This is a genomic window from Micromonospora parathelypteridis, assembly GCF_014201145.1.
In the GTDB taxonomy this organism is placed as follows: domain Bacteria; phylum Actinomycetota; class Actinomycetes; order Mycobacteriales; family Micromonosporaceae; genus Micromonospora; species Micromonospora parathelypteridis.
Genome location: NZ_JACHDP010000001.1, coordinates 2,689,960 through 2,712,874, shown reverse-complemented (window position 1 = coordinate 2,712,874; position 22,915 = coordinate 2,689,960). Strand labels below are relative to the sequence as shown.

The 22,915-nt window shown below is 72.0% G+C and carries 22 protein-coding genes and 1 riboswitch; of the genes, 9 read left to right on the top strand and 13 right to left on the bottom strand.

Annotation, left to right across the window (positions count from 1 at the left end):
• The first annotated feature begins 49 nt into the window (after positions 1–49).
• Positions 50–355 carry a DUF4031 domain-containing protein gene (locus HNR20_RS12055; RefSeq protein ID WP_184179101.1) on the top strand — a complete coding sequence of 102 codons (306 nt, stop codon included), beginning with the start codon at positions 50–52 and terminating at the stop codon, positions 353–355.
• Here HNR20_RS12055 and HNR20_RS12050 read toward each other — a convergent pair.
• Positions 306–983, bottom strand: a complete 678-nt coding sequence (locus HNR20_RS12050; RefSeq protein WP_184179099.1) for an HD domain-containing protein — start codon at positions 981–983, stop codon at positions 306–308. The two genes, HNR20_RS12055 and HNR20_RS12050, sit on opposite strands and share 50 nt — an antisense overlap.
• Before the next feature lie 105 nt (positions 984–1,088).
• Between HNR20_RS12050 and HNR20_RS12045 the strand changes: the two genes are divergently transcribed.
• The gene (locus HNR20_RS12045; RefSeq protein WP_184179097.1) at positions 1,089–2,324 is read left to right on the top strand and encodes an FUSC family protein; all 1,236 of its coding nucleotides are present in this window, start codon (positions 1,089–1,091) and stop codon (positions 2,322–2,324) included.
• Between the two features lie 59 nt (positions 2,325–2,383).
• Here HNR20_RS12045 and HNR20_RS12040 read toward each other — a convergent pair whose 3' ends face one another.
• Positions 2,384–3,634: an aminotransferase class V-fold PLP-dependent enzyme gene (locus HNR20_RS12040; RefSeq protein WP_184188352.1), complete on the bottom strand. Its 1,251-nt coding sequence runs from the start codon at positions 3,632–3,634 to the stop codon at positions 2,384–2,386.
• Positions 3,635–3,703: 69 nt separating this feature from the next.
• Positions 3,704–3,824: riboswitch (SAM riboswitch) on the bottom strand.
• A gap of 23 nt (positions 3,825–3,847) precedes the next feature.
• Between HNR20_RS12040 and HNR20_RS12035 the strand changes: the two genes are divergently transcribed.
• The gene (locus tag HNR20_RS12035; protein WP_184179095.1) at positions 3,848–5,326 is read left to right on the top strand and encodes a PrsW family intramembrane metalloprotease; all 1,479 of its coding nucleotides are present in this window, start codon (positions 3,848–3,850) and stop codon (positions 5,324–5,326) included.
• Between the two features lie 42 nt (positions 5,327–5,368).
• Here HNR20_RS12035 and HNR20_RS12030 read toward each other — a convergent pair whose 3' ends face one another.
• A complete protein-coding gene (locus HNR20_RS12030) occupies positions 5,369–5,536 on the bottom strand; it encodes a hypothetical protein (RefSeq protein WP_184179093.1) in 168 nt (55 codons plus the stop codon).
• A gap of 93 nt (positions 5,537–5,629) precedes the next feature.
• Entirely contained in the window at positions 5,630–5,926 is a 297-nt protein-coding gene (locus tag HNR20_RS12025; protein WP_221310461.1) for a GroES family chaperonin, read from the bottom strand.
• Between the two features lie 202 nt (positions 5,927–6,128).
• Here HNR20_RS12025 and HNR20_RS12020 point away from each other — a divergent pair, with 202 nt between their 5' ends.
• Positions 6,129–7,439, top strand: coding sequence for an AI-2E family transporter (locus HNR20_RS12020; RefSeq protein WP_373291014.1), 1,311 nt, complete (start codon positions 6,129–6,131; stop codon positions 7,437–7,439).
• Positions 7,440–7,629: 190 nt separating this feature from the next.
• Here the strand turns inward: HNR20_RS12020 and HNR20_RS12015 are convergent, their stop codons facing one another.
• Positions 7,630–9,834, bottom strand: a complete 2,205-nt coding sequence (locus HNR20_RS12015; RefSeq protein ID WP_184179087.1) for an ATP-dependent DNA helicase — start codon at positions 9,832–9,834, stop codon at positions 7,630–7,632.
• 101 nt (positions 9,835–9,935) lie between these two features.
• On the opposite strand from HNR20_RS12015, the gene HNR20_RS12010 reads away from it, so the two are divergent.
• Positions 9,936–10,442, top strand: a complete 507-nt coding sequence (locus HNR20_RS12010; RefSeq protein ID WP_184179085.1) for a DUF402 domain-containing protein — start codon at positions 9,936–9,938, stop codon at positions 10,440–10,442.
• Between the two features lie 24 nt (positions 10,443–10,466).
• Here the strand turns inward: HNR20_RS12010 and sigJ are convergent, their stop codons facing one another.
• Positions 10,467–11,432 carry an RNA polymerase sigma factor SigJ gene (gene sigJ, locus HNR20_RS12005; protein ID WP_184179083.1) on the bottom strand — a complete coding sequence of 322 codons (966 nt, stop codon included), beginning with the start codon at positions 11,430–11,432 and terminating at the stop codon, positions 10,467–10,469.
• Positions 11,433–11,606: 174 nt separating this feature from the next.
• Here sigJ and HNR20_RS12000 point away from each other — a divergent pair, with 174 nt between their 5' ends.
• The 3 genes from HNR20_RS12000 to HNR20_RS11990 all read left to right on the top strand — a co-directional run bounded on the left by HNR20_RS12000 (position 11,607) and on the right by HNR20_RS11990 (position 14,321).
• Positions 11,607–12,548 (top strand): PPK2 family polyphosphate kinase, encoded by a 942-nt coding sequence (locus tag HNR20_RS12000; RefSeq protein ID WP_184179081.1) that lies wholly within the window; start codon positions 11,607–11,609, stop codon positions 12,546–12,548.
• 128 nt (positions 12,549–12,676) lie between these two features.
• Positions 12,677–13,303: a DUF47 domain-containing protein gene (locus tag HNR20_RS11995; protein WP_053655020.1), complete on the top strand. Its 627-nt coding sequence runs from the start codon at positions 12,677–12,679 to the stop codon at positions 13,301–13,303.
• Positions 13,304–13,313: 10 nt separating this feature from the next.
• Positions 13,314–14,321 (top strand): inorganic phosphate transporter, encoded by a 1,008-nt coding sequence (locus tag HNR20_RS11990; RefSeq protein WP_184188349.1) that lies wholly within the window; start codon positions 13,314–13,316, stop codon positions 14,319–14,321.
• Between the two features lie 45 nt (positions 14,322–14,366).
• Here HNR20_RS11990 and HNR20_RS11985 read toward each other — a convergent pair whose 3' ends face one another.
• Positions 14,367–15,335, bottom strand: a complete 969-nt coding sequence (locus HNR20_RS11985; RefSeq protein WP_184179079.1) for a Gfo/Idh/MocA family protein — start codon at positions 15,333–15,335, stop codon at positions 14,367–14,369.
• 128 nt (positions 15,336–15,463) lie between these two features.
• Here HNR20_RS11985 and HNR20_RS11980 point away from each other — a divergent pair, with 128 nt between their 5' ends.
• Positions 15,464–16,297 carry an NUDIX hydrolase gene (locus tag HNR20_RS11980; protein ID WP_184179077.1) on the top strand — a complete coding sequence of 278 codons (834 nt, stop codon included), beginning with the start codon at positions 15,464–15,466 and terminating at the stop codon, positions 16,295–16,297.
• A 211-nt stretch (positions 16,298–16,508) separates the two neighbouring features.
• Here the strand turns inward: HNR20_RS11980 and pstB are convergent, their stop codons facing one another.
• From pstB to HNR20_RS11950, 6 genes are all read right to left on the bottom strand, one after another.
• Positions 16,509–17,285, bottom strand: coding sequence for a phosphate ABC transporter ATP-binding protein PstB (pstB, locus tag HNR20_RS11975; RefSeq protein ID WP_184179075.1), 777 nt, complete (start codon positions 17,283–17,285; stop codon positions 16,509–16,511).
• A gap of 17 nt (positions 17,286–17,302) precedes the next feature.
• Positions 17,303–18,391, bottom strand: coding sequence for a phosphate ABC transporter permease PstA (gene pstA / locus HNR20_RS11970; RefSeq protein WP_184179073.1), 1,089 nt, complete (start codon positions 18,389–18,391; stop codon positions 17,303–17,305).
• On the bottom strand, positions 18,388–19,479 hold the full coding sequence (gene pstC / locus HNR20_RS11965) for a phosphate ABC transporter permease subunit PstC (RefSeq protein ID WP_184179072.1): 1,092 nt from the start codon (positions 19,477–19,479) through the stop codon (positions 18,388–18,390). Before pstC ends, pstA begins: the two co-directional genes overlap by 4 nt.
• A 38-nt stretch (positions 19,480–19,517) precedes the next feature.
• Complete coding sequence (gene pstS / locus HNR20_RS11960; protein WP_184179071.1) at positions 19,518–20,624, bottom strand: phosphate ABC transporter substrate-binding protein PstS; 1,107 nt, start codon at positions 20,622–20,624, stop codon at positions 19,518–19,520.
• A 291-nt stretch (positions 20,625–20,915) separates the two neighbouring features.
• Positions 20,916–21,842, bottom strand: coding sequence for a mycothiol synthase (gene mshD, locus HNR20_RS11955; protein WP_184179069.1), 927 nt, complete (start codon positions 21,840–21,842; stop codon positions 20,916–20,918).
• 187 nt (positions 21,843–22,029) lie between these two features.
• Complete coding sequence (locus tag HNR20_RS11950) at positions 22,030–22,863, bottom strand: polysaccharide deacetylase family protein (RefSeq protein WP_229687094.1); 834 nt, start codon at positions 22,861–22,863, stop codon at positions 22,030–22,032.
• Positions 22,864–22,915 lie beyond the last annotated feature (52 nt).

Here is a 22,915-nt window from a genome sequence, read left to right as displayed (position 1 = left end):
TGGCTGCCGATCATCAACATGATCGACTGCGCGGGATAACTTGGGCATCATGCTCTACCTGGACCGGCCTGCCTGGCCGTGGCGCGGTCGGCTCTGGTCGCACCTGATCAGCGACGTCTCGTACGCCGAGCTGCACGCCTTCGCCGAGGCGCTCGGCGCGCCCCGGCGCGGCTTCGACCGGGACCACTACGACATCCCGGCCGACCGGTTCGCGGCGGCGGTGTGGCTCGGCGCCCGGGAGGTGCCGAGTCGGGAGCTGGTCCGGTTGCTCCGCGCCTCCGGCCTACGCCGTCCGAAGCACCTGGTCAGCCCAGGTCGGCACGGGGTCGATCCGCGTTCGCCGTCGACTCGGTGAGCGCGGCCAGCTCGCGACGCACGTTGTCTCGGGCGGGCCCCTCCCAGCGGCTGGCCAGCGGCGGTAGCCGAAACAGCGCGGGCAGCGCCAGCAGGCCCGTCAGCACCGCGGCCCGCCCGGCCCGGAAGGCCGGCTCCGGCACATGGGCGTACTCCCGTCGGATCGCCGCCGCATAGCGGTCGTACGCGGCCGGCGACGTGGCCAGCACGGCGAGGTCCGCGTCGCAGAGCAGCGCGCCGTCCCGGTCACCCGGCGCCACCTCGTGTCCCGCGGTGAGCAGCACCAGCCGGCGCACCTCGGCCACCGTGGGCGCCGGCACCCCGAGCCCGGTGAGCACGCCTTCGGCCAGCGCGGCGCTGTCCCGTTCGTTGGCGTCGCCAGCGGCTCGCGGGTCGTAGACCGCGTCGTGCCACCAGGCTGCCAGCCGGACCACGTCGACCCGGTCGGCCAGGTCGGCGTGCTGGTCCACCACATCCAGCACCACCGTCAGGTGGGCCACCGTGTGGTACTGCCGGTGCGGCTCCCGCCACCGGGTGAGCAGCTGCTCACCAGCTTTGGTCAACCCCGCGTCCGGCCGCGCGCCGACGCCGAGGGCCGCCACCCGCCATCGATCCAGCAGATCAACCACCCGGCCGAGTCTGCCGTATCGCCTCGCGGCGCGGCACGGGAGGATTCAGCGGCCCGCCCACGGGTAGTCGCGCCCATGGCCGTGGCCCGGGACAACCAACCTCCGATGGTGCGACGTACCGCGCTGCGCGAGGGCCTGGTGGACATCGACGGCGCGCGGATCGCCGAGGCCACCGAACAGCTACGCCATCGCGGCCGTGCCACCCTGCACGACCGGCTGCACCGGGTGCGGATGGCCGGCGGACTGGCTGTGCAGGCCGGGCTGGCCGCCGGGCTGGCGTACCTGATCTCGCACAAGGTGCTCGGCAACCCGCAACCGGTCTTCGCGCCGATCTCCGCGGTCGGCACCCTGGCCGCGTCGGTCGGCCAGCGGTTCCGTCGGACCGTGGAGTTGATCGCCGGGGTGGGGATCGGCGTGGCCATCGGTGATTTCCTGATCTACCTGCTCGGCACCGGGGCATGGCAGCTCGGCCTGGTGGTCACGGTGGCGATCCTGCTCACGATCTTCGCCGGGGCCAGCGTGGCGATCGTCATCCAGGCGGCAGCCACGGCGGTGCTGATCGTCACGCTGAGCCCCTCCACCCAGAACCTGGAGATCCCACGCTTCATCGACGCCTTCCTCGGCGGTGGGGTCGCCCTGCTGGTCACGGCGGTGCTGCTGCCGCTGAACCCGCTTCGGGTGATCAACCGGGCCGCCCGGCCGGCGCTGGACCTGCTCGCCACCCAGCTCGACGTCACCGCCGACGGGTTGCGCAGCCGCGACCGGGCCAGCGTCCAGCGGGCGCTGGATCGGCTGCGCAACAACAAGGACGAGCTGAACACGCTGGCCGAGGCGATCGAGGGCGCGAAGGAGACGGCCACCCTCTCCCCGGCCCGCTGGCACCGCCGCAGCGAGCTGATCCACTACGCCGAGGCGGCCGACCCGATAGACCGGGCGATGCGCAACACCGGCACGCTGATCCGCCGGGCCGTCACGCTGATCGAGGACGAGGAGCCGGTGCCCGATCCGATGCCGGACGCGATCGGTCACCTCGCCGAGTCGGTCCGGCTGCTCAAGCACGAGTTCGCCGCCGGTGAGGAGCCGGAGAAGGCCCGGGAGCGGTCGCTGCGTGCCGTCAGCGAGGCCGGCCGGGCGTACGGCGCCGGGGTCGGCTTCTCCGGCAGTGTGGTCGTCGCCCAGATCCGGACCACCGCGAGCGACCTGCTGGTGGCCTCCGGGATCGAGCAGGAGGAGGCGAACCGGTGGATCCGCACCGCCTTCGGCGAGCAGGAGCGGCCAGTCGGTGAACCGGCCGAGCCCGACGAGGCGCCGAAACCACCCACCGCCCCGCCGGTCGGCTGAGCGAGGCCCAGCCCACCTCGGCGCGCTGCGCCCTCAGGCCACCTCGGCGCGCTGCGCCCTCAGCCCAGCTCGGCGAGCGCGGTCAGCAGCCGGTCCACCTGTGCTGCCGTGCTGCCCAGCCCGATGCTGGCGCGCAGCGCGGTCGGTGGCAGGTCCCGCCGGCCGGTACGCCCCGCCGCCTCGGTGAGTAGCCGCTGGGCCAGCGGGTGGGCGCAGAACAGCCCGTCGCGTACGCCGATCCGGTGCTCGGCGGCCAGCCGCGCGGTCACGTCGGCGGAGTCCCAGCCGGCGACCACGAACGAGACGATGCCGACCCGGGGCGCGTCCGGGCCGAAGGTACGCAGCTCCACCACGTGCGGCAGATCGGCGATGCCGGTCCGCAGTCGGGACAGCAGCGCCTGCTCGCGGGCGGCCAGCGCGGCCCGGTCGGCGTCGCCGAGCGCCGCGCACACGGCCGCCAGCGCCACCGCGCCGAGCAGGTTCGGCGTGCCACCCTCATGCCGTGCCGGACCGGTCGCCCAGGTCACGTCATGGGTGGCCGGACCGACGCGGCTGGTCGCTCCACCACCCGCCAGGTACGGCGGGGCGGCGTCCAGCCAGTCCGCCCGCCCGATCAGCACGCCCGCACCGAACGGCGCGTAGAGCTTGTGGCCCGACACGGCCAGGTAGTCGACGTCGAGCGCGAGCAGGTCGACCGGGGCGTGCGGGGCGAGTTGCGCGGCGTCGAGCACGATCCGGGCACCGTGCCGGTGGGCCACCCGGGCCAACTCGGCGACCGGCCACCGCTCACCTGTCACGTTGCTCGCACCGGTCACCGCCACCAGCACCGGCAGCGCCGGGCTGCTGCCCCGACGCAGCTCGCTGAGGGCGGCGGCGAGGTCGCGTACCGCCCCGGCGGGGTCGGTGGGCACCGGCAGCCGCACCGAGCCGCGCGGCCAGGGCAGCAGGTTGGCGTGGTGCTCGCCGGCGAACGTGACCACGGTCGTGCCGGCCGGCAGCGCCCGCGCCAGCAGGTTGAGCGCGTCGGTGGTGTTGCGGGTGAAGATCACGTGATCGTCGGCGCGGGCGCCGAAGAAGTCGCCGATCGTCTGCCGGGCCTGCTCGTACGCGAGGGTGCAGCGCCGGGACAGCGCTCCCGCGCCGCGATGCACGCTGGCGTACCAGGGCAGCAGCTCGGCCACCGCGTCGGCGGCGGCCTGCGCGCACGGTGCGCTGGCCGCGTAGTCCAGGTTGATCTCGCCGGGTACGCCGAGGACGTCGAGCGGCCGCGACGGGGCCGGCGTGGGCGCGGCGTCGAAGCGGGTGGGCAGCGAGGGGACAAGGGTGACGGGCACGCCCGAACCTCCGGGGTCAGGGACCCCGGGTGCACGTCGGGACGGGGTCCGCGCTTGCCCAGCACACCGATCGGGCTGGGCCCGGTCATCACCCGGGGCACCCCACCGCGAACTCGACGAGGGTTGCCGGCCAGCAAGCCGGGGCTGAACGCTGGCACTCGTGACCTGTCGGCAGCATAGCGGCTACCGATGCGACCGGACCAGCCGGCAGCGGATGGCTACGCTGACCGCATGGCCGACACCCCGCCCGGTTCACCTCTGCCGTCGTCGCCCGCACCCACGGCCCCGTCCGTCCGCGAGGCGCCCCGGATGCCGCTGCGCCGACTGGGCTGGCGGCGATTCCTGGTGCTGGCCGGGGTGGTGCTGTTCATCGCCGCCTGCGCGGTGTTCATGGCCATCACGCTCGGTCAGTCGCTCGGCGTGCAGGCTCTGCTGATCGGGGTGGCCGCCGCCATCCTGCCGGTGCCGGTGCTGGTCGCCTGCTTCCTCTGGCTGGACCGGTACGAACCGGAGCCGCTGAAGTACCTGGTCTTCTGCTTCGCCTGGGGGGCGTTCGTCTCCACCGCCGCCTCGCTCACGGTGAACGACTTCGCCGCCGGCCGCTTCGCCGACTGGGGCCTGCCGTCCGCGCTCACCGGTGTGCTGGTGGCGCCGTTCATCGAGGAGCTGACCAAGGCGCTGGGCCCGATCCTGCTGCTGGTGTTCCGTCGTCGTGAGTGGTCCGGGATCACCGACGGCCTGGTCTACTGCGGGCTGTCCGCGGTCGGCTTCGCGATGGTGGAGAACATCCTCTACCTGGGCGGGTTGGGCTTCGCGTCCGGTGCCGACCGTTATGGCCCGGCGACGGGCATCCAGCAGGTGATTTCGATCTTCATCCTGCGGATCCTGTTGTTCGGTTTCGCTCATCCGCTCTTCACCTCGATGACCGGTATCGGCCTGGGCATCGCGGCGCGGACGGCCGACCGGAGGGTCCGGGTGCTCGCCCCGATCGGCGGCCTGCTGCTGGCGATGATGCTGCACGGCACCTGGAACCTGCTGCCCACGCTGACCCAGGCCACCGGCGAAGCGTTGATCATGCTGTACGGCTTCCTGGGCCTGATGGTGCCGGTCTTCTTCGGCACGGTGGGGTTGGCGGTGTGGCTGCGCGCCTGGGAGGGGCGGCTAACCGAGCGGACATTGCCCGACTACGTCCGCGCCGGCTGGTTGAGCCCACCCGAGGTGGCCGCGCTGAGCAGCCTCGGCAGGCGGCACGCGGCCCGCAGTTGGGCGCGGCGGGTGGCCGGCGACGCCGGGGTGCGGGCGATGCGCGGCTACCAGTCCGCCGCCACCCGGTTGGCCCTGCTGCGCGACGGGACGCTGCGCGGGTTGGACCGTAAGCCCGCCGACCAGGAGCGGACCGCACGGGAGGAGCGGGAGCTGCTGGACACGATCAGCGCGTACCGGTCGTTCTTCGTCGGTCGGGACCCGCAGGCCCCGACGGGGGTCTGGGACGGCAGCCGCTACCACCTGCGCTTTCCGGACGGTACACAGCGTCCGGTGGCCGCGCCGGACGAGCCGGTGGTGCCGATTCCGGTGGTGCTGGCCCCTGCTCCGCCTCCGGTGGGCTACGCCCCGCCCGGCTGGCCCGGCCTGCGCTCGGCGGCGCCGTGGCCGCCGGGTCACCCCTGACCGACGGGCTGCCCCTGACCGCGGGGGCCCTGGCGGGCCGGTTCAGGTCATCAGGGAGGTGAGGAAGTCACCGAAGCCCTGGAACATCGCGATCAGCGCAGCTCCGATCGCCTTGAACATCTGCGCGGCGCCGTCCGGCCGGAAGGCCATGAAGTAGATCAGGAACGCGACACTGCCCCAGGTCAGCAGCTTCTTCACGAATATTGGCATCGTCCCTCCCCAGGGCCACGGTCGCCGGATGGCTTCCCGTCGTGCGCCCGGGCAAACGGTGCGCGGCCGGGCCTGGTGGCCGGGGGAGGTGCGTCAGAGGTAGAGGCCGGTGGGGTCGTTCTCGATCCGCTCGGCGGCCACGGCGTGCACGTCCCGCTCCCGCAGCAGCACGTACCCGCGGCCGTGCAGCTCGACCTCGGAACGGTCGTCCGGGTCGAAGAGCACCCGGTCGCCGGAGACGATGGCGCGGACGTTCGGCCCCACCCCGACCGCGGTGGCCCAGGCGAGGCGCTTGCCGACCGCGGCGGTCGCCGGGATGACGATGCCGGCGGTGGAGCGCCGCTCGCCCTCGCTGCCCTCCATCCGCACCAGCACGCGGTCGTGCAGCATGCGGATCGGCAGGCCGCTGTCGAGATCGTTGTCGGCGCTCACGCCGCAGACGCTACCGTGTGGCCGACGGCGGGCCCGCCGGTGGTTACGCCGGTGGTGGTCGGGGCATTGTGTGGCGGAACTGTCCTACGGTGTCGGGAACGGACGTATGCTGTCCGACCTGTCGTCGTGGGCGGACCGGTTTTTCTGCCAGGAGGTGCGCTTGAGCCGCTTCGAACGAGTACGCGGGCGGCTCCGTCGCGCCTACCAGTCACGACAGGAGTCGAGGCGCGCCGACGAGGGCTCGTCGAGTGAAGAGTTGAACGACGTGTCGGAGGCGGCGCGGGTGGCGTCGCCGGCCGTTCCGGGGCCGACCGCACCGTCGAGCGCCACGGTCTACGGCGCGCAACCTCCGGTGGACCTGCACAGCTCGACCACGAGCCGGGACGACGCCGACGTCCCGCACGGGCTGCGGATCGCCGCCGCATGGTGCTGGCGGCTGATCGTGATCGGCGTGGTGGCCTGGGCCCTGCTCATGATCGTCAGCACGATCAAGATCGTGATCATTCCGCTGGCCATCGCGCTGCTGCTCTCCGCGCTGCTCGCGCCAGCGGTGGGCTGGCTGCTCCGGGCTCGACTGCCCCGGTCGTTGGCGACCGGGGTGGTGCTGGTCGGTGGTCTGGCCGCGGTGATCGGCACGCTGACGCTGGTCGTCAACGAGTTCATCCGCGGTGTGCCCGAGCTGAGCGCGAAGTCCTCGGAGGGCGTCCGGCAGATCCAGAACTGGCTGAAGACCGGCCCGCTGCACCTCTCCGACACCCAGCTCGACCGCTACATCGACGAGGCGCAGGCCTGGATCAACGACAACACCTCGAAGTTCACCAGCGGGGCGCTGAGCACCGCCGCGACGCTGGCCGAGGTGCTGACCGGCACGCTCCTAGTGCTCTTCGCCACGTTCTTCTTCCTGCGCGACGGCAACCGGATCTGGCGCTTCCTGGTCCGGCTGCTGCCGGTCGCCGCCCGGTGGAAGGTCGACGACGCCGGCCGCGCCTCCTGGCACACGCTCGGCGCCTACGTCCGAGCGACCGTGCTGGTGGCCTTCATCGACGCGGTCGGCATCGGCATCTTCCTGGTCATCTTCGACGTCCCGTTCGCCTTCCCGCTGGCCGCGCTCGTCTTCCTCGGCGCGTTCATCCCGATCGTCGGTGCGGCGCTCTCCGGCGGTGTGGCGGTGCTGGTGGCACTGGTCGACAGCGGCCCGGTCACCGCGTTGATCATCCTGGGCGCGGTGATCGGTGTGCAGCAGATCGAGGGGCACGTGCTCCAACCGCTGATCATGGGACGGGCGGTCGCCCTCCACCCGCTCGCGGTGATCATCGGCATCGCCGCCGGTGTCGTACTCGCCGGCATCACCGGCGCGCTGGTCTCCGTGCCGCTCATCGCGGTGCTGAACACCGCGATCCGCCGGCTTGCCGCTCGAAGGGTCCCGGACACCCCGCCCGACGCCGTGGTCGTCGCCGCACACGCCCCCTAGGTCGCCGCGTCCCGCCGCCCGGGCCGCGATCCTGCCCGGGCCGCGCGTCCCGCCTTCCGCTAGATCACGCTCGATCCTGGAAAGAGTGGCCTCCCGTCAGTGGGAGGCCACTCTTTCCTTGTTGTAGCGCGATCATGGGCCTGCCCAGCGGCGCGGCACGCGGCGCAGCGCCGCGTGCGGTGCGGGTAGGTCAGGAGCTGGCTAGGCGTTCCAGGGCACCTCTCGCCACCTCGGGGCGGGTGGTGTACCAGAACGGCGGCAACGAGCGGCGCAGGAACGGCCCGTAGCCCCGGGCCGTCTCCAGCCGGGAGTCGAGCACCGCGACGACGCCCCGGTCGCCGGTCGCCCGGATCAACCGGCCCACGCCCTGAGCCAGCCGCACCGCCGCGATCGGCACGCTGACCGCGGCGAAGCCGGAGCCGCCGCCCGCGTCCACGGCGGCGGCACGGGCCGCCGCCAGCGGCTCGTCCGGTCGCGGGAAGGGCAGCCGGTCGATGACCACGAGCTGGCAGGCGTCACCCGGCACATCCACCCCCTGCCAGAGCGACATGACCCCGAACAGGCAGCTGGAACGCTCCTCCCGGAAGCGGCGGACCAGCAGCGGCAACGCCTCCTCGCCCTGCAACAGCACCGGCAGGTCGGTCCGCGCGCGGAGCAGCTCCGCCGCCTGCTGCGCGGCCCGGCGGGAGGAGAAGAGCCCGAGAGTACGACCACCGAGCGCCCCGACCAGCGCGAGCAGCTCCTCCCCGGCGGCATCGGGCAGCCCGGAGACGCTGGGCCGGGGCAGGTGCGCGGCGACGTACAGGATGCCCTGCCGGGCGTAGTCGAACGGCGAACCAACGTCGAGCGAGCGCCAACCGGGGCCTTCGGTCGCCGGTACGACGGCACTCGGCGGGAGGTCGCCGGCGAGCCGACGGCCAGGCGTCTCGGCGGCCGGGCGGCCCGGGCCGGTGCGGGCAGCCAGTGCGGCTGCGGCGGCGGACGGCGGGGCGGGCGGCGGCGCGTCCAGCCCGAGGGCGCGGGCCACCGTGTCGAACCGGCCGCCCAACGCCAGGGTCGCCGAGGTGGCGACGACGGTGCGCTCGTCGTACAGGTGGGTGGCGAGGGTGCCGGCCACCGACAGCGGCGCGACCACCAGGGCCCGGCGGTTGCCGCTGTCGTTCTTCTCCACCCAGGCCACGTCGTGGTCGGCCTCCTCCAGCAGACGCTGCGCGGTCGTGGAGAGCTCGTCGAGCGCTGCCTTGGCCTGCTGCTTGCGGACCGGGTCCGGGTCGTCGGACTTGATGTCGCCGATCGCGTCCAAGGCGGACCGGGTCGCCGCGTCGAGCAGCGTGCACGCCTCCCGCAGGGGCGTCGGCAGCCCGGCGGTGATCCGCCCGGCCGGCGCCTCGGCCAGCCCGACCGCGAGGGCGTCGCCGGCGGCGGTGAGCGCCTCGGCGGTCTCCGGTCGCAGCAGCGGGCGCGCCCGCCGGGTGGACCGGTCGATCAGCTCCGGCACCAGCTCGGCCTGAGCCGCGGAGGAGACCCGGTCGGCCAGCTCGTGCGCCTCGTCGACGATGAGCAGCTTGTGCGGCGGCACGATGTGCCGGTCGGCGAGCATGTCGACGGCGAGCAGGCTGTGGTTGGTCACCACGATGTCGGCCTCACGGGCCCGGGCCCGTGAGGCCTCGGCGAAGCACTCCTGCCCGAACGGGCAGCGGGTCGCCCCGACACACTCCCGGGCCGGCATCGACACCAGCCGCCAGGCCTGATCGTCGACGCCTGGATCCAGCTCGTCCCGGTCGCCGGTGGCCGTCCGCTCGGCCCAGTCACGCAGCCGCTCGACCTGCTTGCCCAACCGGCCCGCCTCACCGAGCCACTTCGTCCCGCCGCCGGGGCGGGCCGCGGGGGCGTCGAAGAGGGTGTCCTCCGGTTCCTCCTCGGTGGAGTTGTCCAGTCGAGCAAGGCAGAGGTAGTGGTGGCGACCCTTGAGCACCGCGAAGGTGGGCCGGCGGCCGAGCAGCGGCTCGACCGCGTCGGCCAGCCGGGGCAGGTCGTGGTCGACCAACTGGGACTGCAACGCCAGGGTGGCGGTGGAGACCACCACCGGGCCGTCCACGGTGAGCGCCGGCGCGAGGTAGGCCAACGACTTGCCGGTGCCGGTGCCCGCCTGCACGAGCAGATGCTCGCGGCTGGCCACGCACTCCTCGATCGCCGTGGTCATCTGCTGCTGGCCGGGGCGTTCCGCGCCGCCCGGCACCGCGCCGACCGCCGCCGCCAACAGCTCCGTGCCGCTGGGCCGAGCGCCCCGCCGCCGGCTCCCGGAACGGGCCGATGGGGTGGCGGAACCGGTGGCGGTGCGGGGCGGAGTCACCGTGCGACGGTACCCGCCGCCGCCGACACCGGCCGCGCCCATCCGCCGCGTGGCGCGATGCCGGCCAGGCTGGTCGCCGCGGGTCCGCCGTCCGGTTACGGCCGCGCTACGACGCGTGGGCAGTATCGGTTAGGGTGCGAATCATGCCGAGCGACATGGTCCGAGTGATCTACCGCAAGTACGACGGCAGCGCCCACCGCGACTACCCGGCCCGCCGGCTCACCGAGGACGACCTCGGCATCTGGCTCGGCGTGCCCCAGGGCACCGAGTCGGTCTACCACGGCCGGCCGTCGGTGGAGAAGATTCCGTTCGTGCTGCTGGTGCCACATCGCGCGTGGTGGACGGCCATGTTCAACCCGCCGCCCCGCACCAGCGAGGTCTACTGCGACATCACCACCCCGGCCCACTGGGAATCCGACGACACCGTCCACCTGATCGACCTGGACCTGGACGTCGTCCGGCGTCGCGCCACCGGCCTGGTGGAGCTGCTCGACGAGGACGAGTTCGCCGAGCACCGGGCACGATTCGGCTACCCGGACGACGTGGTGGTCGAGGCGGAGGCCGCCGCCCAGCGGCTGTTCGGGGCGCTCGCCGACGGCACGGAGCCGTTCGCCACCTCGTACCGCAAGTGGTTGGCCCTGGTGGTCTGACGCCGCGCGCCCGGTCGGGCCGGTTCACCAGCGCGGCGGCCAGCCGTCGTCGGCACCGAGCGGTGGCAGGTCGGCAAGTTTCTCCGGATTGATCTGGTTGTAGATGGCGGTGATCCGGCCCTGGTCCACCGCGAACGCGGTGACCAGGCGGATCGGTCGCCCATCGCTGTGCACGGCCTCCATCTGCATGCCGAGCACGCCGTCGACGAGCACGAGCCGGGCCAGCACCCCGCCGGCGTAGCGGCCGGCCTGGCCGAACAGGCCCAGCGCGAAGCGACCCACGGCCTCCGCGCCGAGCACCGGCCGGCGAGCGGAGGGGAAGTGCCCGCCGGAGTCGCCGACGAAGACCACGTCCGGCGCGAGCACCTTCAGCAGTTGGTCCAGCTCGCCGGACTCGGTGGCGGTGACGAACGCTTCGAGCACCCGGCGCTGCTCGCCCGGGTCAGCGGTGTGCCGGGGTACGTCCGGCGCGGTGACCGCCCGACGTGCACGGACGGCGAGCTGCCGAGCGGCCGCGTCGGTGGTGCCGAGCACGTCGGCGACCCGGGCGAACGGCACCGCGAACACGTCGTGCAGCACGAGGGCGACCCGCTGCTCCGGTGCGAGCCGCTCCAACACCACCAGCAGCGCCGTACCGACCTGGTCGGTGCGGACCGCCCGCTCCGCGGGGTCGGGTGCGTACCCGCCGGTCGGCGGACCAGCGTCCAACGGGCTCACCACCGGCTCCGGCAGCCACTGCCCCGGGTACGCCTCCCGGCGGACCCGGGCCGAGCGGAGCACGTCCAGGCAGATCCGGGCGCAGGTGGTGGTCAGCCACGCGGACAGCTCCCGGATCTCGGCGCGCGCTGCCGGGTCGGCGAGCGCGCCGGCGTAGCGCAGCCAGGTCTCCTGCACCGCGTCCTCCGCCTCACTGCGGCTGCCCAGCATCCGGCGGGCCACCACGAGCAACCGGCCCCGCTCGGCCTCGAACTCCGTCGCCAGGTCCCGCACGACCCACCACCCCTCCCCGGTCGGCACCGTCCTGGCGTACATCCTCCCGGCAACTGGGCGCACCGGCTGCCCTGGACGGGTCTGGCGGGCGTCAGGTGGACCGCGCCCACCCCGGTGGCGGTGTGGGGTGGGTCTCGACGGGCGGATCGTCTGCGGGTGGGCGATGATCCGTGGATGAGCGGACCCCAGCAAGGGCAGATCGTGGCGCCGGACGGCGGCTCCGTACGGAAGCTGCTGCGGGTCACCACACCGGTGGATCTCGGCGCGATAGATCCGCGGTCCACGCCCGGCGTGCCGAGCACCGCGGGGCGCGGCGAGCACCGGAAGGCCTGGGCGCGAGAGCAGGTGGAACTGGTCGGCGGCGAGTTGGGCCGACAGCAGGAGATGCTCTTCGCGATGGCCAAGACCGGGCTGGACCGGCCGGCGCGCCGGGTGCTGCTGGTGCTCCAGGCGATGGACTGCGGTGGCAAGGACGGCACGATCAAGCGGGTGGCCGGCGCGATGAACCCGCTGGGCCTGCACATCCGCTCGTTCGGGCCGCCGACCCGGCAGGAGTTGCGGCACGACTTCCTCTGGCGGATCCGTCGTGAGTTGCCCCCGCCCGGGTACGTGGGGATGTTCAACCGTTCGCAGTACGAGGACGTGCTGATCGCCCGGGTCGGCTCGCTGGTGCCGGAGGCGACCTGGCGGGCTCGCTACGACGAGATCAACTCGTTCGAGCGGGAGTTGACCGAGGGCCACGTGACCCTGATCAAGGTGATGCTGCACATTTCGTACGCCGAGCAGGGCAAGCGCCTGCTGGAGCGGCTCACCGACCCGCGCAAGCACTGGAAGTACAACCCCTCCGACGTCGACTCCCGGTCCCACTGGGACGACTACCAGGCCGCGTACGCCGAGGCGCTCAGCCGGTGCGACACGGACGCCGCGCCCTGGTTCGTGGTGCCGGCGGACCGCAAGTGGTACAGGGACTGGGCGGTGGCCCATCTGTTACGTGAGACGTTCGACACTCTCGGCTTGGGGTATCCGGCTGCCGATTTTGACGTCGAGCGGGAGCGGGAGCGGTTGCTCGCTGGGGGAGCGGGTGCGGGTGGGACGGCCGAGATGAACAGTAGATGAACGAGCGGTGAATGACGCCTGGCCAGGGGTGGGCCGGCGAATTCACGGTTCTGTCGTTTCCTAGCATTCACCGAGCGGGTGCCCTACGGGTGCCGCCACCCTTCCACCGACGCGACGAGGTCTGTGCTGTGAAGTTTTCCTTCCGCCCCACCGAGGGCGCCTTCTACGAGCTCTTCACCAGGGCCGCGCAGAACCTGGTCCGCGGCACCGCGCTGCTCAACGAGCTGGCTCTGCCCGGCGTGGACGTGCAGTCCGTCAGCGAGCGGCTGACCGAGGTCGAGCATGACAGCGACCAGATCACCCACGACCTGTACAAGAAGATCAACTCGACCTTCATCACCCCGTTCGACCGCGAGGACATCTACCGGCTCGGCTCGCTGCTCGACGACGTGATGGATCACCTGGAAGCGGTCGGGGACCTGCTCTACCTGTACGGGCTGACCGAGCTGCCGGCGCTGCCCCGCGAGCTGCACGAGATGGTCAACGTGCTCGACCAGCAGGCCAAGCTGACCGCCGACGCGATGCCCCGGCTCAAGTCGATGAAGGATCTTGAGGACTACTGGATCGAGTGCAACCGGCTGGAGAACGAGGGCGACCGGATCAACCGGCAGTTGCTCGTCCGCCTCTTCTCCGGCGAGTACGACGCGTTGACGGTGCTGAAGATGAAGGAGGTCGCCGACGAGCTGGAGGCCGCCTGCGACGCCTTCGAGCACGTGGCCAACACGGTCGAGACCATCGCCGTCAAGGAGTCCTGAACCGGTGACTCTGACCCCCGAACTCATCGCCGTCCTGGCGGTGATCGCGGTGGCCCTGGCGTTCGACTACACCAATGGCTTCCACGACGCTGCCAACGCGATCGCGACAAGCGTCTCCACCCGGGCGTTGACACCCCGGATCGCCCTCGGGCTCGCCGCGGTCGGCAACTTCGTCGGCGCGCACTTCGGCGCCGGGGTGGCCAAGACCGTCGGTGACGGCCTGGTGACCCTCCCCACCGGGGTGAGCAGCCTCGGAGTGGTCTTCGCCGGGGTGCTCGGCGCGATCGCCTGGAACCTCATCACGTGGTACTTCGGTCTGCCGTCGTCGTCCTCGCACGCGCTCTTCGGTGGCCTGGTCGGCGCGACCCTGGTCTCCACCGGCGGCATCGTGCAGTGGGCCAACATCGGCGAGAAGGTGCTGCTGCCGATGGTGCTGTCGCCGATCGTCGGCCTCACCCTCGGCTACCTGCTGATGCTGGCCATCCTCTGGCTGTTCCGGAAGGGGCAGCCGGGCAAGCTCAACCGGGGCTTCCGCTGGGCGCAGACCGCCTCCGCAGCCGCCATGTCGGTCGGCCACGGCATGCAGGACGCCGCCAAGACCATGGGCATCGTGGTGCTGGCGCTCTACACCGGCGGGTTCCAGGAGAGCAAGACACACATCCCGGGCTGGGTGTTCTGGACCTCGGCGACCATGCTGGCTCTCGGCACGTACGCCGGTGGCTGGCGGATCATCCGCACCCTCGGTCGCAAGATCATCGACCTGGGGCCGCCGGAGGGCTTCGCCGCCGAGACGGTTGCCAGCGCGGTGCTCTACTTCAACGCCCTGGTGCTGAAGGCGCCGATCTCCACCACGCACACGATCACGTCGGCCATCATGGGCGTGGGTGCGACCAAGCGGCTCTCCGCGGTCCGCTGGAACGTCGCCGGCAACATCGTGCTCGCCTGGATCATCACGTTCCCGGCCGCCGCGCTGATCGCCTGCGTCACCTACCTGCTGGTCCGGCCGCTCTTCGGCTGACCGTCGTGAAGAAAGGGCCCCTCTTGGAAGAGGGGCCCTTTTCTTTCACTCGTAGCGCACGCCGATCTGTTCGCGGACCGCGTCCAGCAGCGCCATCACCTCGAGGGTCGCGGCGTGCGGCACCAGCGGGCTCTCGGTGAGCCCGGCGGCGAGGCAGCGCTGCACCTCGATCGCCTCGTACTGGTAGCCGTTGCCGGCCCCGTCGGCGGTGATCGTCTCCGGCTCCGCGCCGGCCCGGTGCAGGGTCAGCGAACCCGGCCGGAAGAACGGCTCCGGCAGGTCGATCCGGCCCGTGCTGCCGGTGATCGAGGCGGACAGCTCACTCGACCCCACCATTCCGCAGCTCAGCGCGGCCAGAGCACCGCTGTCGTAGCCGAACAGGATGCCGGTGTTCTCATCCGTCCCCTCCGGGCCGAGCTTCGCCCAGGACCGGATGTGCTGCGGCACGCCGAGCAGCAGGTGGGCCAGGCTGATCGGGTAGATCCCCAGGTCGAGCAGGGCGCCCCCGCCCAACGCCGGGTTGCGCATCCGGTGCTCCGGCGGGAACGGCCCGGGGACCCCGAAGTCGGCTCGGACGCTGCTCACCGTGCCGATGGCGCCCTCCGCGATCAGCTCGGCCGCGCGCAGGATCATCGGATTGGTCCGCATCCACATGGCCTCCATCAGGAAGACCCCGGCGGCGCGGGCGGTGTCGACCAACTCGGTGCTGGTGGCCAGTTCGAGGGTGAACGGCTTCTCCAGCAGCACCGCGCGGCCGGCGGTCAGGCAGGTCATCGCCGCCTCGTAGTGCGCCGAATGCGGCGTCGCCACGTAGATCGCGTCGACCTCCGGGTCAGCGGCCAACTCCACCCAGGAGCCGTACGCGCGCTTCGCGCCGTACGTGTCGGCGAAGCGCTGAGCGCTCTCGACGGCACGGGAGCCGACCGCGACCAGCTCGGCGTCCGGCACCAGCCGGAGGTCTTCGGCGAAACGGCTGGCGATGTGGCCGGTGGCCAGGATGCCCCAACGAGTCATGCCCGGAACGCTAGCCGAGCCAGGTGAACCGCCCGCTGCCCGGCCGCCGACCAGCTCATCCGTCGGGACCCCGGTGCGCTCCGCGCCGGCCCGTCAGCGCCGGCTCGCCGGGGAACTAGGCTCGCGGCATGACGATCGACAGTGCTGGCTTCCCCGCCCCGGCCGCCCTGGTCGAGCACGCCCGCCGGTTCCAGGCTGAGGGCGGCACCCCGGCGGTGCCGCGAGTCGCGGCAACCGTGTTGCTGCTGCGTCCGACCGACGTCGACTTCGAGGTGTACGTCATCCGCCGGGTCGCCGCGATGACCTTCGGCGGGATGTACGCCTTCCCCGGCGGCGGCGTGGACCGCTCCGACTCCGAGGCCCACCTGGACTGGGCCGGCCCCACACCGGGCGAGTGGGCGGGTCGACTCGGGGTGGACCCGGACGCCGCACAGGCGGTGGTCTGCGCCGCCGCGCGGGAGGTCTTCGAGGAGGCCGGCGTACTGCTCGCCGGCCCGGACCCGGCGACAGTGGTGGGCGACGTCAGCGGCGACGACTGGGAAACGGCCCGGCAGGACCTTGAGGGACGTCGGCTGGGCTTCGCGGCGCTGCTCGCCGACCGTCAGCTCACCCTCCGGTCGGACCTGCTGCTGCCGTGGAGTCGATGGATCACTCCCGAGTTCGAGCCGCGCCGCTTCGACACGTACTTCTTCATCGCTCTGTTGCCGGCGGGACAGCGGACCCGCGACGTCTCCGGCGAGGCCGACCACACCCTGTGGATCCGGCCGGCGGACGCGCTGGCCCGCGCGAAGGCCGGCGAGCTGACCATGCTGCCACCGACCCTGGTCACGCTGGCCCAGGTGGCGGCGGCCGGCGACCTGGCCGGGGTGGCGCAGGCGGCGACCGAGCGGGACGCCGCCACCCCGGTCACCCCGCGACTCGACCTCCCACCGGACGGCGAGCCCCGCTTCGTGCTGGCCTGACCCGCCCCCCGCCCCCCGCCCCCGCCCCCCGCCCCGGCCGCCCCCCCGCCCCGCCCAAGATCGCGCTCGATCCATGAAGTAGTGGTGTCGTGGCGCGGAGGAGGCCACTACTTCCACGTTCGAGCGCGATCTATCTCGCAACGCCGGTGCCGGAAACGGCACCGGCGCCCACGCCGGGAGGGCGGGGCGCCGGTGACCGGTCACGGTCGGCTCAGCCGAAGCGGCCCGTGATGTAGTCCTCGGTCTTCTTCACGCTCGGGTTGCTGAAGATCTTCTGGGTGTTGTCGTACTCGATCAGACGGCCCGGGTCGCCGGTCTTCTCGATCGAGAAGAAGGCGGTCCGGTCCGACACACGCGCTGCCTGCTGCATGTTGTGCGTCACGATGATGATCGTGAACTTGTCCTTGAGCTGGAACATCAGGTCCTCGATCGCCAGCGTGGAGATCGGGTCCAGGGCGGAGCACGGTTCGTCCATCAGGACGACCTGCGGCTCGACCGCGATGGTCCGGGCGATGCAGAGCCGCTGCTGCTGACCACCGGAGAGGCCCGCGCCGGGCTTGCCCAGCCGGTCCTTGACCTCGTCCCACAGGTTCGCCGAGCGCAGCGCCTTCTCGGCCGCGTCCTCCAGGATCGACTTGCGGCGGACGCCGTTGAGCTTCAGCCCGGCCACCACGTTCTCGAAGATGCTCATGGTGGGGAACGGGTTCGGCCGCTGGAAGACCATGCCGATCGTGCGCCGGACCGCGGTGACGTCCACGTCCCGGTCGTAGATGTCCTGGTCGTCGATGGTCAGGCTGCCCTCAACCCGGGCCCCCGGCAGCACCTCGTGCATCCGGTTGATCGACCGCAGGAAGGTGGACTTGCCGCAACCGGACGGGCCGATCAGGGCGGTGACCGTCTTCGGCTCGACGGTCAGGTTGATGTTCTCGATCGCCTTGAAGCCACCGTAGTAGGCGGTGACGTTCGCGGCTTGGACACGCTTGGCCATGGTGGAACCTCCGGGGTTCATCGGCTGAGCCTGTTGCGGCGGGCCAGCAGCTTCGCCGCGATCGTCAGGATGAGCACGAGGGCGACCAGGGTGAGTGCCGCGGTCCACGCCCGTGCCGGTGCGTACCTCGACGCGTCACCGGCCTGCTGGTAGACGAAGAGGGACAGCGACGACTGGTTGTTCTCGAAGGGGTTGGTGTTGATCGCGGCACCGCCGCCAGCGACCAACAGCACCGGCGCGGTCTCGCCGGCCGCACGGGCGATGGCGAGCATCACGCCGGTGACGATGCCCGGCAGCGCCGTCGGCAGCACCACCCGCAGGATGGTCTTCCACTTGGGTACGCCGAGCGCGTAGGCGCCCTCGCGCAGCGGCGGCGGGACGAGGCGGAGCATCTCCTCGGTGGACCGGACGATGGTGGGCAGCATGAGCACGCTCAGCGCGAGCGCGGCGGCGAAGCCGGAGAAGCTGGGCCGGCCGTCGTTGAACCACGGCGACACGACCAGCACCCAGAACGCCAGCACGAAGAGACCGGAGACGATCGACGGGATGCCGGTCATCACGTCCACGAAGAACCGGATCGTGAAGGCGAACTTGCCCCGGCCGTACTCGACGATGTAGATGGCGCAGAGGATGCCGAGCGGCACGGTGATCAGGGTGGCGATGCCGACCTGCTCCAGCGTGCCGACGATCGCGTGGTACGCGCCGCCGTTGGCGTCCCGGGCCCCGATGTTGTTCATCGAGGTCTGGAAGAAGTTGCCGTCCAGCCGCTCGGTGCCCTTGCTGAGCAGCGTCCAGACCACCGACACCAGCGGCAGCACCGCCAGCACGAAGGCGGAGTGGATCAGCGCGCTCCAGGTGCGGTTGCGGGCCGACCGGCGCCCCTCGACCGCGTTGGCCGCGGCGAAGAGCCCGACCAGGTAGAGCACCGCGCCGAGGACGACCACGAGGACTGGGCCGCCGATGTCGGTGCCGTAGACGATCACGACGGAGAGCGCCAGGGCCGCCACGGCGATGGCCGGAGCGGCGTACCAGGGCAGCCGCCGGGCCCGCAGCGAGTCGGGCTGGGCCGGCGGGCGGGAGCGGTGGGAGGTGACGGTTGTGGTCATGCGGCCGACTCCGTGAACTCCCGGCGGCGGTAGATGATCGCCCGCGCCGTGATGTTGACGATCAGCGTGATGGCGAACAGCACCAGGCCGGAGGCGATCAACGCGCCCCGGCCGGTCTCGTTCGCCTCGCCGAACGCATTGGCGATGTTGGCGGCGATGGTGTTGCCGCCGTTCTGGATCAGGTTGAACGAGATGCCGAAGGTGATGCCGAGCGTCAGCGCCAGGGCGATGGTCTCGCCAAGCGCCCGGCCGAGGCCGAGCATCATCGCGGCGATGATGCCGGGGCGGCCGTACGGGAGCACCGCGGTGCGGAGCATCTCCCAGCGGGTGGCGCCCAGGGCGAGGGCGGCCTCCTCGTTCGCCGTCGGCGTCTGGAGGAACACCTCGCGGGAGAGCGAGGTGATGATCGGCAACACCATGATCGCGAGCACCAGGGCGCCCAGCATGACGGACGCGCCGAACGGGCCGTCTCCGCCGAAGAGCGGGATCCAACTGAAGTGCTTGTTCAGCCAGACCGAGAAGTCCCCGACCGGGCTGCTGAAGACGTCTCGTCCCCACAGACCGAAGACCACGCTCGGCACGGCGGCGAGGAGGTCGACCAGGAAGCCGAGCGCGGTGCCCAGCCGACGGGGTGCGTAGTGCGAGAGGTAGAGCGCGATACCGAGTGCCACCGGCACCGCGATCAGCAGCGCGAGCGCCGAGCTGAGCACGGTGCCGAAGGCGAGCGCACCGATGCCGAACTTCGGCTGCGTCTCGTTGGGGGACCAGCCCTCGTAGGACCAGAAGTTCTCGGTGTTGGCGCGCAGGGCCGGCACCGCCTTGGCGACCAGGAAGATCGCGATGGCGGCGATGATGACCAGAACTGCGGTGCCGGCGGCCAGGGTGAGACCGCGGAAGGCCCGCTCGGCGCCGAACTTACGGCTGCGCGGCAACGCGCCGCCGCCGCCCATCCCGGTGCCGCCCGGGGAACGGGTGCTGACTGGTGCCTCGGCCACACGCGCCGAGGCACCGGCGGGCCACTCGTGACTCTGGGTCACGCGCGTCCCGCCGGTGCCGGCGTCGGCCGAGCGGTGAGGGGTTTCACCCATCTGCTCGCTCGATTCGGTTGCGGAGGTGGTGGGTCGGGTCAGGAGAGGTTCTTGACCGCGGTCTCGACCTTGGTGCGGACGGTCTCCGGCAGCGGGGCGTAGCCCAGCTCGGTCATGGCAGCCTGGCCCTCGGTGCTGGCCGCGTAGCCCAGCAGACCCTTGACCAGCGGCAGCTTGTCGGCCGCGAGGCCCTTGCTGCAGACGATCTCGTACGTCGCCAGGACGATCGGGTAGGCCCCGGCCTCCTTGGTGTTGTAGTCGATCGAGAGCTTGAGGTCGTCGCCCTGGCCGTCGACCTTGGCACCGGCGATGGTCTTGCCGGCAGCCTCGGCGGTCAGCGCGGCGAACTCGCCGTTGCCGTTGCCGATCTTGGACATCTTCAGACCGGCGTTCTCGGCGAACGACCACTCCATGTAACCGATGGAGCCGTCGGCACCCTTGACCCGGCTGGCCACGCCGTCCGAGCCCTTGGCGCCGGTGCCGCCCGGGGCCTTCCACGCCTTGGCCTTACCCAGGGTCCAGTCGGCCTCGGCGGTCTTGGACAGGAAGTTGGTGAAGTTGTCGGTGGTGCCCGACTCGTCCGAGCGGTGGACGGTCTGGATGGTGGTCGACGGCAGCTTGGCGTCCGGGTTGTCGGCCTTGATCGCCGCGTCGTCCCACTTGGTGACCGTGCCGGCGAAGATCTTCGCCAGGGTGGCCGGCTTGAGCTGGAGGTTGTCCACGCCGCTCACGTTGTAGGCGATGGCCACCGGGCCGATCACCATCGGCAGGTGGATGGCCTTGCCACCGACGCACTTGGCGTCGGCCTGCGGCTGCTCCTCCGGCTTGAGCGCGGAGTCGGAGCCGGCGAAGTCGGCCGTCCCGGCGATGAACGCCTGGATACCGGCGCCCGAGCCGGTCGGCTCGTAGTTGATCGTGGTGCCCTGGCACTTCGTCTGGTACGCCTTGATCCACTCGGCCATGGCGTTCTTCTGCGCCGACGAGCCCTGGGCGTTCAGCGTTCCGGTAGCGCAGTCGACCGCGGCGGTCGAGCCCGAAGCGCTGGCGCCGGGAGCGGGCTCGTTGTTGTCCGAGCCGCATGCACTGAGGCCGAGCGTCGCGGCGAGGGCGAGGCCGGCAATAGCGCCGTACCGCTGGAGCTTCACCTGAGGGGTTTCCCTTCGCGTCTGACTTGGCGCCCCGAATCCGGGGCCCGAGGACCGGCATTGACCGGCTGACACGAAAGTTAGAAGTGCCAGGTAGCCGGTTCGCCGGTCGCAAGTGAACGCAAGGTGAACACGTACGGCCACCGAGGTGACCGCTTGCTGAGGGTGAGTTGTCCGTTAAGTGAACCCGGGTACACCTGTCGGAAGTATGCTCATATTTCCGGTTCGCCGTTATCCCGCCGACGCCCGGTCGTTACCCACCGGTGACCGGACTTCGGCGACGCCCGACGGTCAGCCGAGGTGGTAGTTGATGTGCGCGGACCAGCGGGCGAAACCCAGCCGCTCGTAGAGCGCGACGGCCCCGGTGTTCGACTCGTCCACGTAGAGCATGACCCGGTCCAGGCCACGCTTGTCCCGCAGGTACGCCAGCCCGGCGGTGGTCAACGCCCGGCCGAGCCCGCCGCCGTGCGCGGTCGGCTCCACACCCAGGACGTACACCTCGCCGATCCGGGCCGACCCCGGGCGCTCGTGCACCTTGGTCCAGTGGAAGCCGAGCAGACGGCCCGTCTCGGTCTCCTCGGCGAGCAGGAAGCCGGCCGGATCGAACCACGGCTCGGCGAGACGGACCCGTAGGTCGTCCGAGGTCCACCGCCCCTGCTCGGGGTGCTCGGCGAAGGCGCGCGAGTTGAGGGTCAGCCAGGCGGCTTCGTCCGCCCCGGGCCGGAACTCGCGCAGCGCCACCCCGTCGGGCAGGCGCGGCTCGCCCAGCGGGGCGGCCAGCGGCCGGCGCAGTTGCCACAGCACCCGCGCCCGGGTGAACCCGAGGTCGACGCCGAGCGCGGCGGCCGAGGGGTGGTCGCCGTGCGCCCACGCCCGCAGCGGCCCGGTCGCCGAGGCGAGTACGCCCCGGGCCAGCGCGCGCCCGGTGCCCCGCCGCCGGTACGCGGGGTGCACCACCAGCTCGACTCCGATCCCGCCGACCGGGTCGGTGGTGTCCAGGTGCGCGTACCCGGTGAGGGTGCCGTCGTCGGCGCGAGCGATCAGGTGCAGGGCGGGGGCGTCCGGGTCGCGCAGTCGGAGCAGGACGTGCTCGTCGAGCGGGTTCGCGCCGTCGGTGTCGCCTGCGGAGCTGGCAAGGGCCAGCACGTCGGCGATCTCCGCCGGCGCCAGTCGGTCGGTCCGGGTCACCTGGTCGCTGGTCGGCTCCGCGCTGCTCATCCCGTCACCGTAGTCGCTGCGTGTCGTGGCGCCCGGTCCGTCGCCGAGTAAAGCCGCGGCCAGCGTCGAGCGGAGGCTGTGGGCGGCATGGCCTGGAGGCTGCGGGCGGCGCTGGTCGGCGAGGTGTTGGTCGATGCCTTTGGAGCTGAATCGTTTGCGACATCACCGACTCGGCGGCGTGGCCGCCTCACGTCGGATCGGTGGGCAGCGCCTCCAGCTCGAACCGGGCGGTCAGGTCGGGCAGGATCCGGCGCAGGGCGTCCACCGTGCCCTGGCGGTTCCCGCCGGCGTCGTGCAGCAGCACCACCGAGCCCGGTTCGGCCTGGGTCAGCACCGTCGCGGTGATCTGGCCGGCGCCGGGCAGTTCCCAGTCCGACGGGTCCACCGACCAGTGCAGCGGGGTCATGCCGAGCTGGCTCGCCACCGACACCACCGGGTACGTCCAGGCGCCGCCGGGCTGGCGGTACCAGACAATCGGTGCGTCCGGCACCGCCGCCCGGATCGCCTCGTTGGTGCGCAGGAGGTCGGAGCGGATCGCGTCGGCCGATCGGGCGCCCAGGCCGACGTCGTGGTTCCACGAGTGGTTGCACAGGGTGTGCCCGTCGTTGACGATCGCCTGGATCATTTCGGGGTGATTCTGGGCGTTCTCACCGACCACGCAGAACGTGGCCCGCACGTCGAATTCGCGCAGCGTGGCGAGGACCTGCGGGGTGTACTGCGGGTCCGGCCCGTCGTCGAAGGTCAGCGCGAGCCGGCGGGAGCCGGTGGTGGCGTGTGCGCCGAACAGCTTGTCGCCCCCGGCGTCCCGTCCCGTCCCGTCCTGGCCGGCCTCGGGGGGGCCGGTCAGGCCGCTGGCGCTTGGGGCGGCGGTCGGCTCACCGCCGCTGGGTTGGTCGGCGTAGTCCGGTACGTCGACGTTCGACGTGACCCCGGTGGAGTGTCGTTGGGCCTGCTGGTCGGGGACGAGACTGCGGCCCAGCACGTACGCCGAGCCGAGCAGCGCCGCCACCACCAGCGTCACGATCCCCGCCGCTCTTGCGGTCGAGTCGCCCCGATTCACGGCTTCCGCCTGG

Bases quoted from the DNA above. Each gene is read 5' to 3' on its own strand.
- HNR20_RS12015 (WP_184179087.1), bottom strand. From the start codon at position 9,834: ATGGGCGCGGCCGGTGTCGGCGGCGGCGGGTACCGTCGCACGGTGACT.
- pstA (WP_184179073.1), bottom strand. From the start codon at position 18,391: ATGACCACAACCGTCACCTCCCACCGCTCCCGCCCGCCGGCCCAGCCC.
- HNR20_RS12055 (WP_184179101.1), top strand. From the start codon at position 50: ATGCTCTACCTGGACCGGCCTGCCTGGCCGTGGCGCGGTCGGCTCTGG.
- HNR20_RS12035 (WP_184179095.1), top strand. From the start codon at position 3,848: ATGCGACCGGACCAGCCGGCAGCGGATGGCTACGCTGACCGCATGGCC.
- HNR20_RS12045 (WP_184179097.1), top strand. From the start codon at position 1,089: ATGGTGCGACGTACCGCGCTGCGCGAGGGCCTGGTGGACATCGACGGC.
- HNR20_RS12010 (WP_184179085.1), top strand. From the start codon at position 9,936: ATGCCGAGCGACATGGTCCGAGTGATCTACCGCAAGTACGACGGCAGC.
- pstC (WP_184179072.1), bottom strand. From the start codon at position 19,479: ATGGGTGAAACCCCTCACCGCTCGGCCGACGCCGGCACCGGCGGGACG.
- HNR20_RS11985 (WP_184179079.1), bottom strand. From the start codon at position 15,335: ATGACTCGTTGGGGCATCCTGGCCACCGGCCACATCGCCAGCCGTTTC.
- HNR20_RS12000 (WP_184179081.1), top strand. From the start codon at position 11,607: ATGAGCGGACCCCAGCAAGGGCAGATCGTGGCGCCGGACGGCGGCTCC.
- HNR20_RS11980 (WP_184179077.1), top strand. From the start codon at position 15,464: ATGACGATCGACAGTGCTGGCTTCCCCGCCCCGGCCGCCCTGGTCGAG.
- HNR20_RS12025 (WP_221310461.1), bottom strand. From the start codon at position 5,926: ATGCTGCACGACCGCGTGCTGGTGCGGATGGAGGGCAGCGAGGGCGAG.
- mshD (WP_184179069.1), bottom strand. From the start codon at position 21,842: ATGAGCAGCGCGGAGCCGACCAGCGACCAGGTGACCCGGACCGACCGA.
- pstB (WP_184179075.1), bottom strand. From the start codon at position 17,285: ATGGCCAAGCGTGTCCAAGCCGCGAACGTCACCGCCTACTACGGTGGC.
- HNR20_RS12030 (WP_184179093.1), bottom strand. From the start codon at position 5,536: ATGCCAATATTCGTGAAGAAGCTGCTGACCTGGGGCAGTGTCGCGTTC.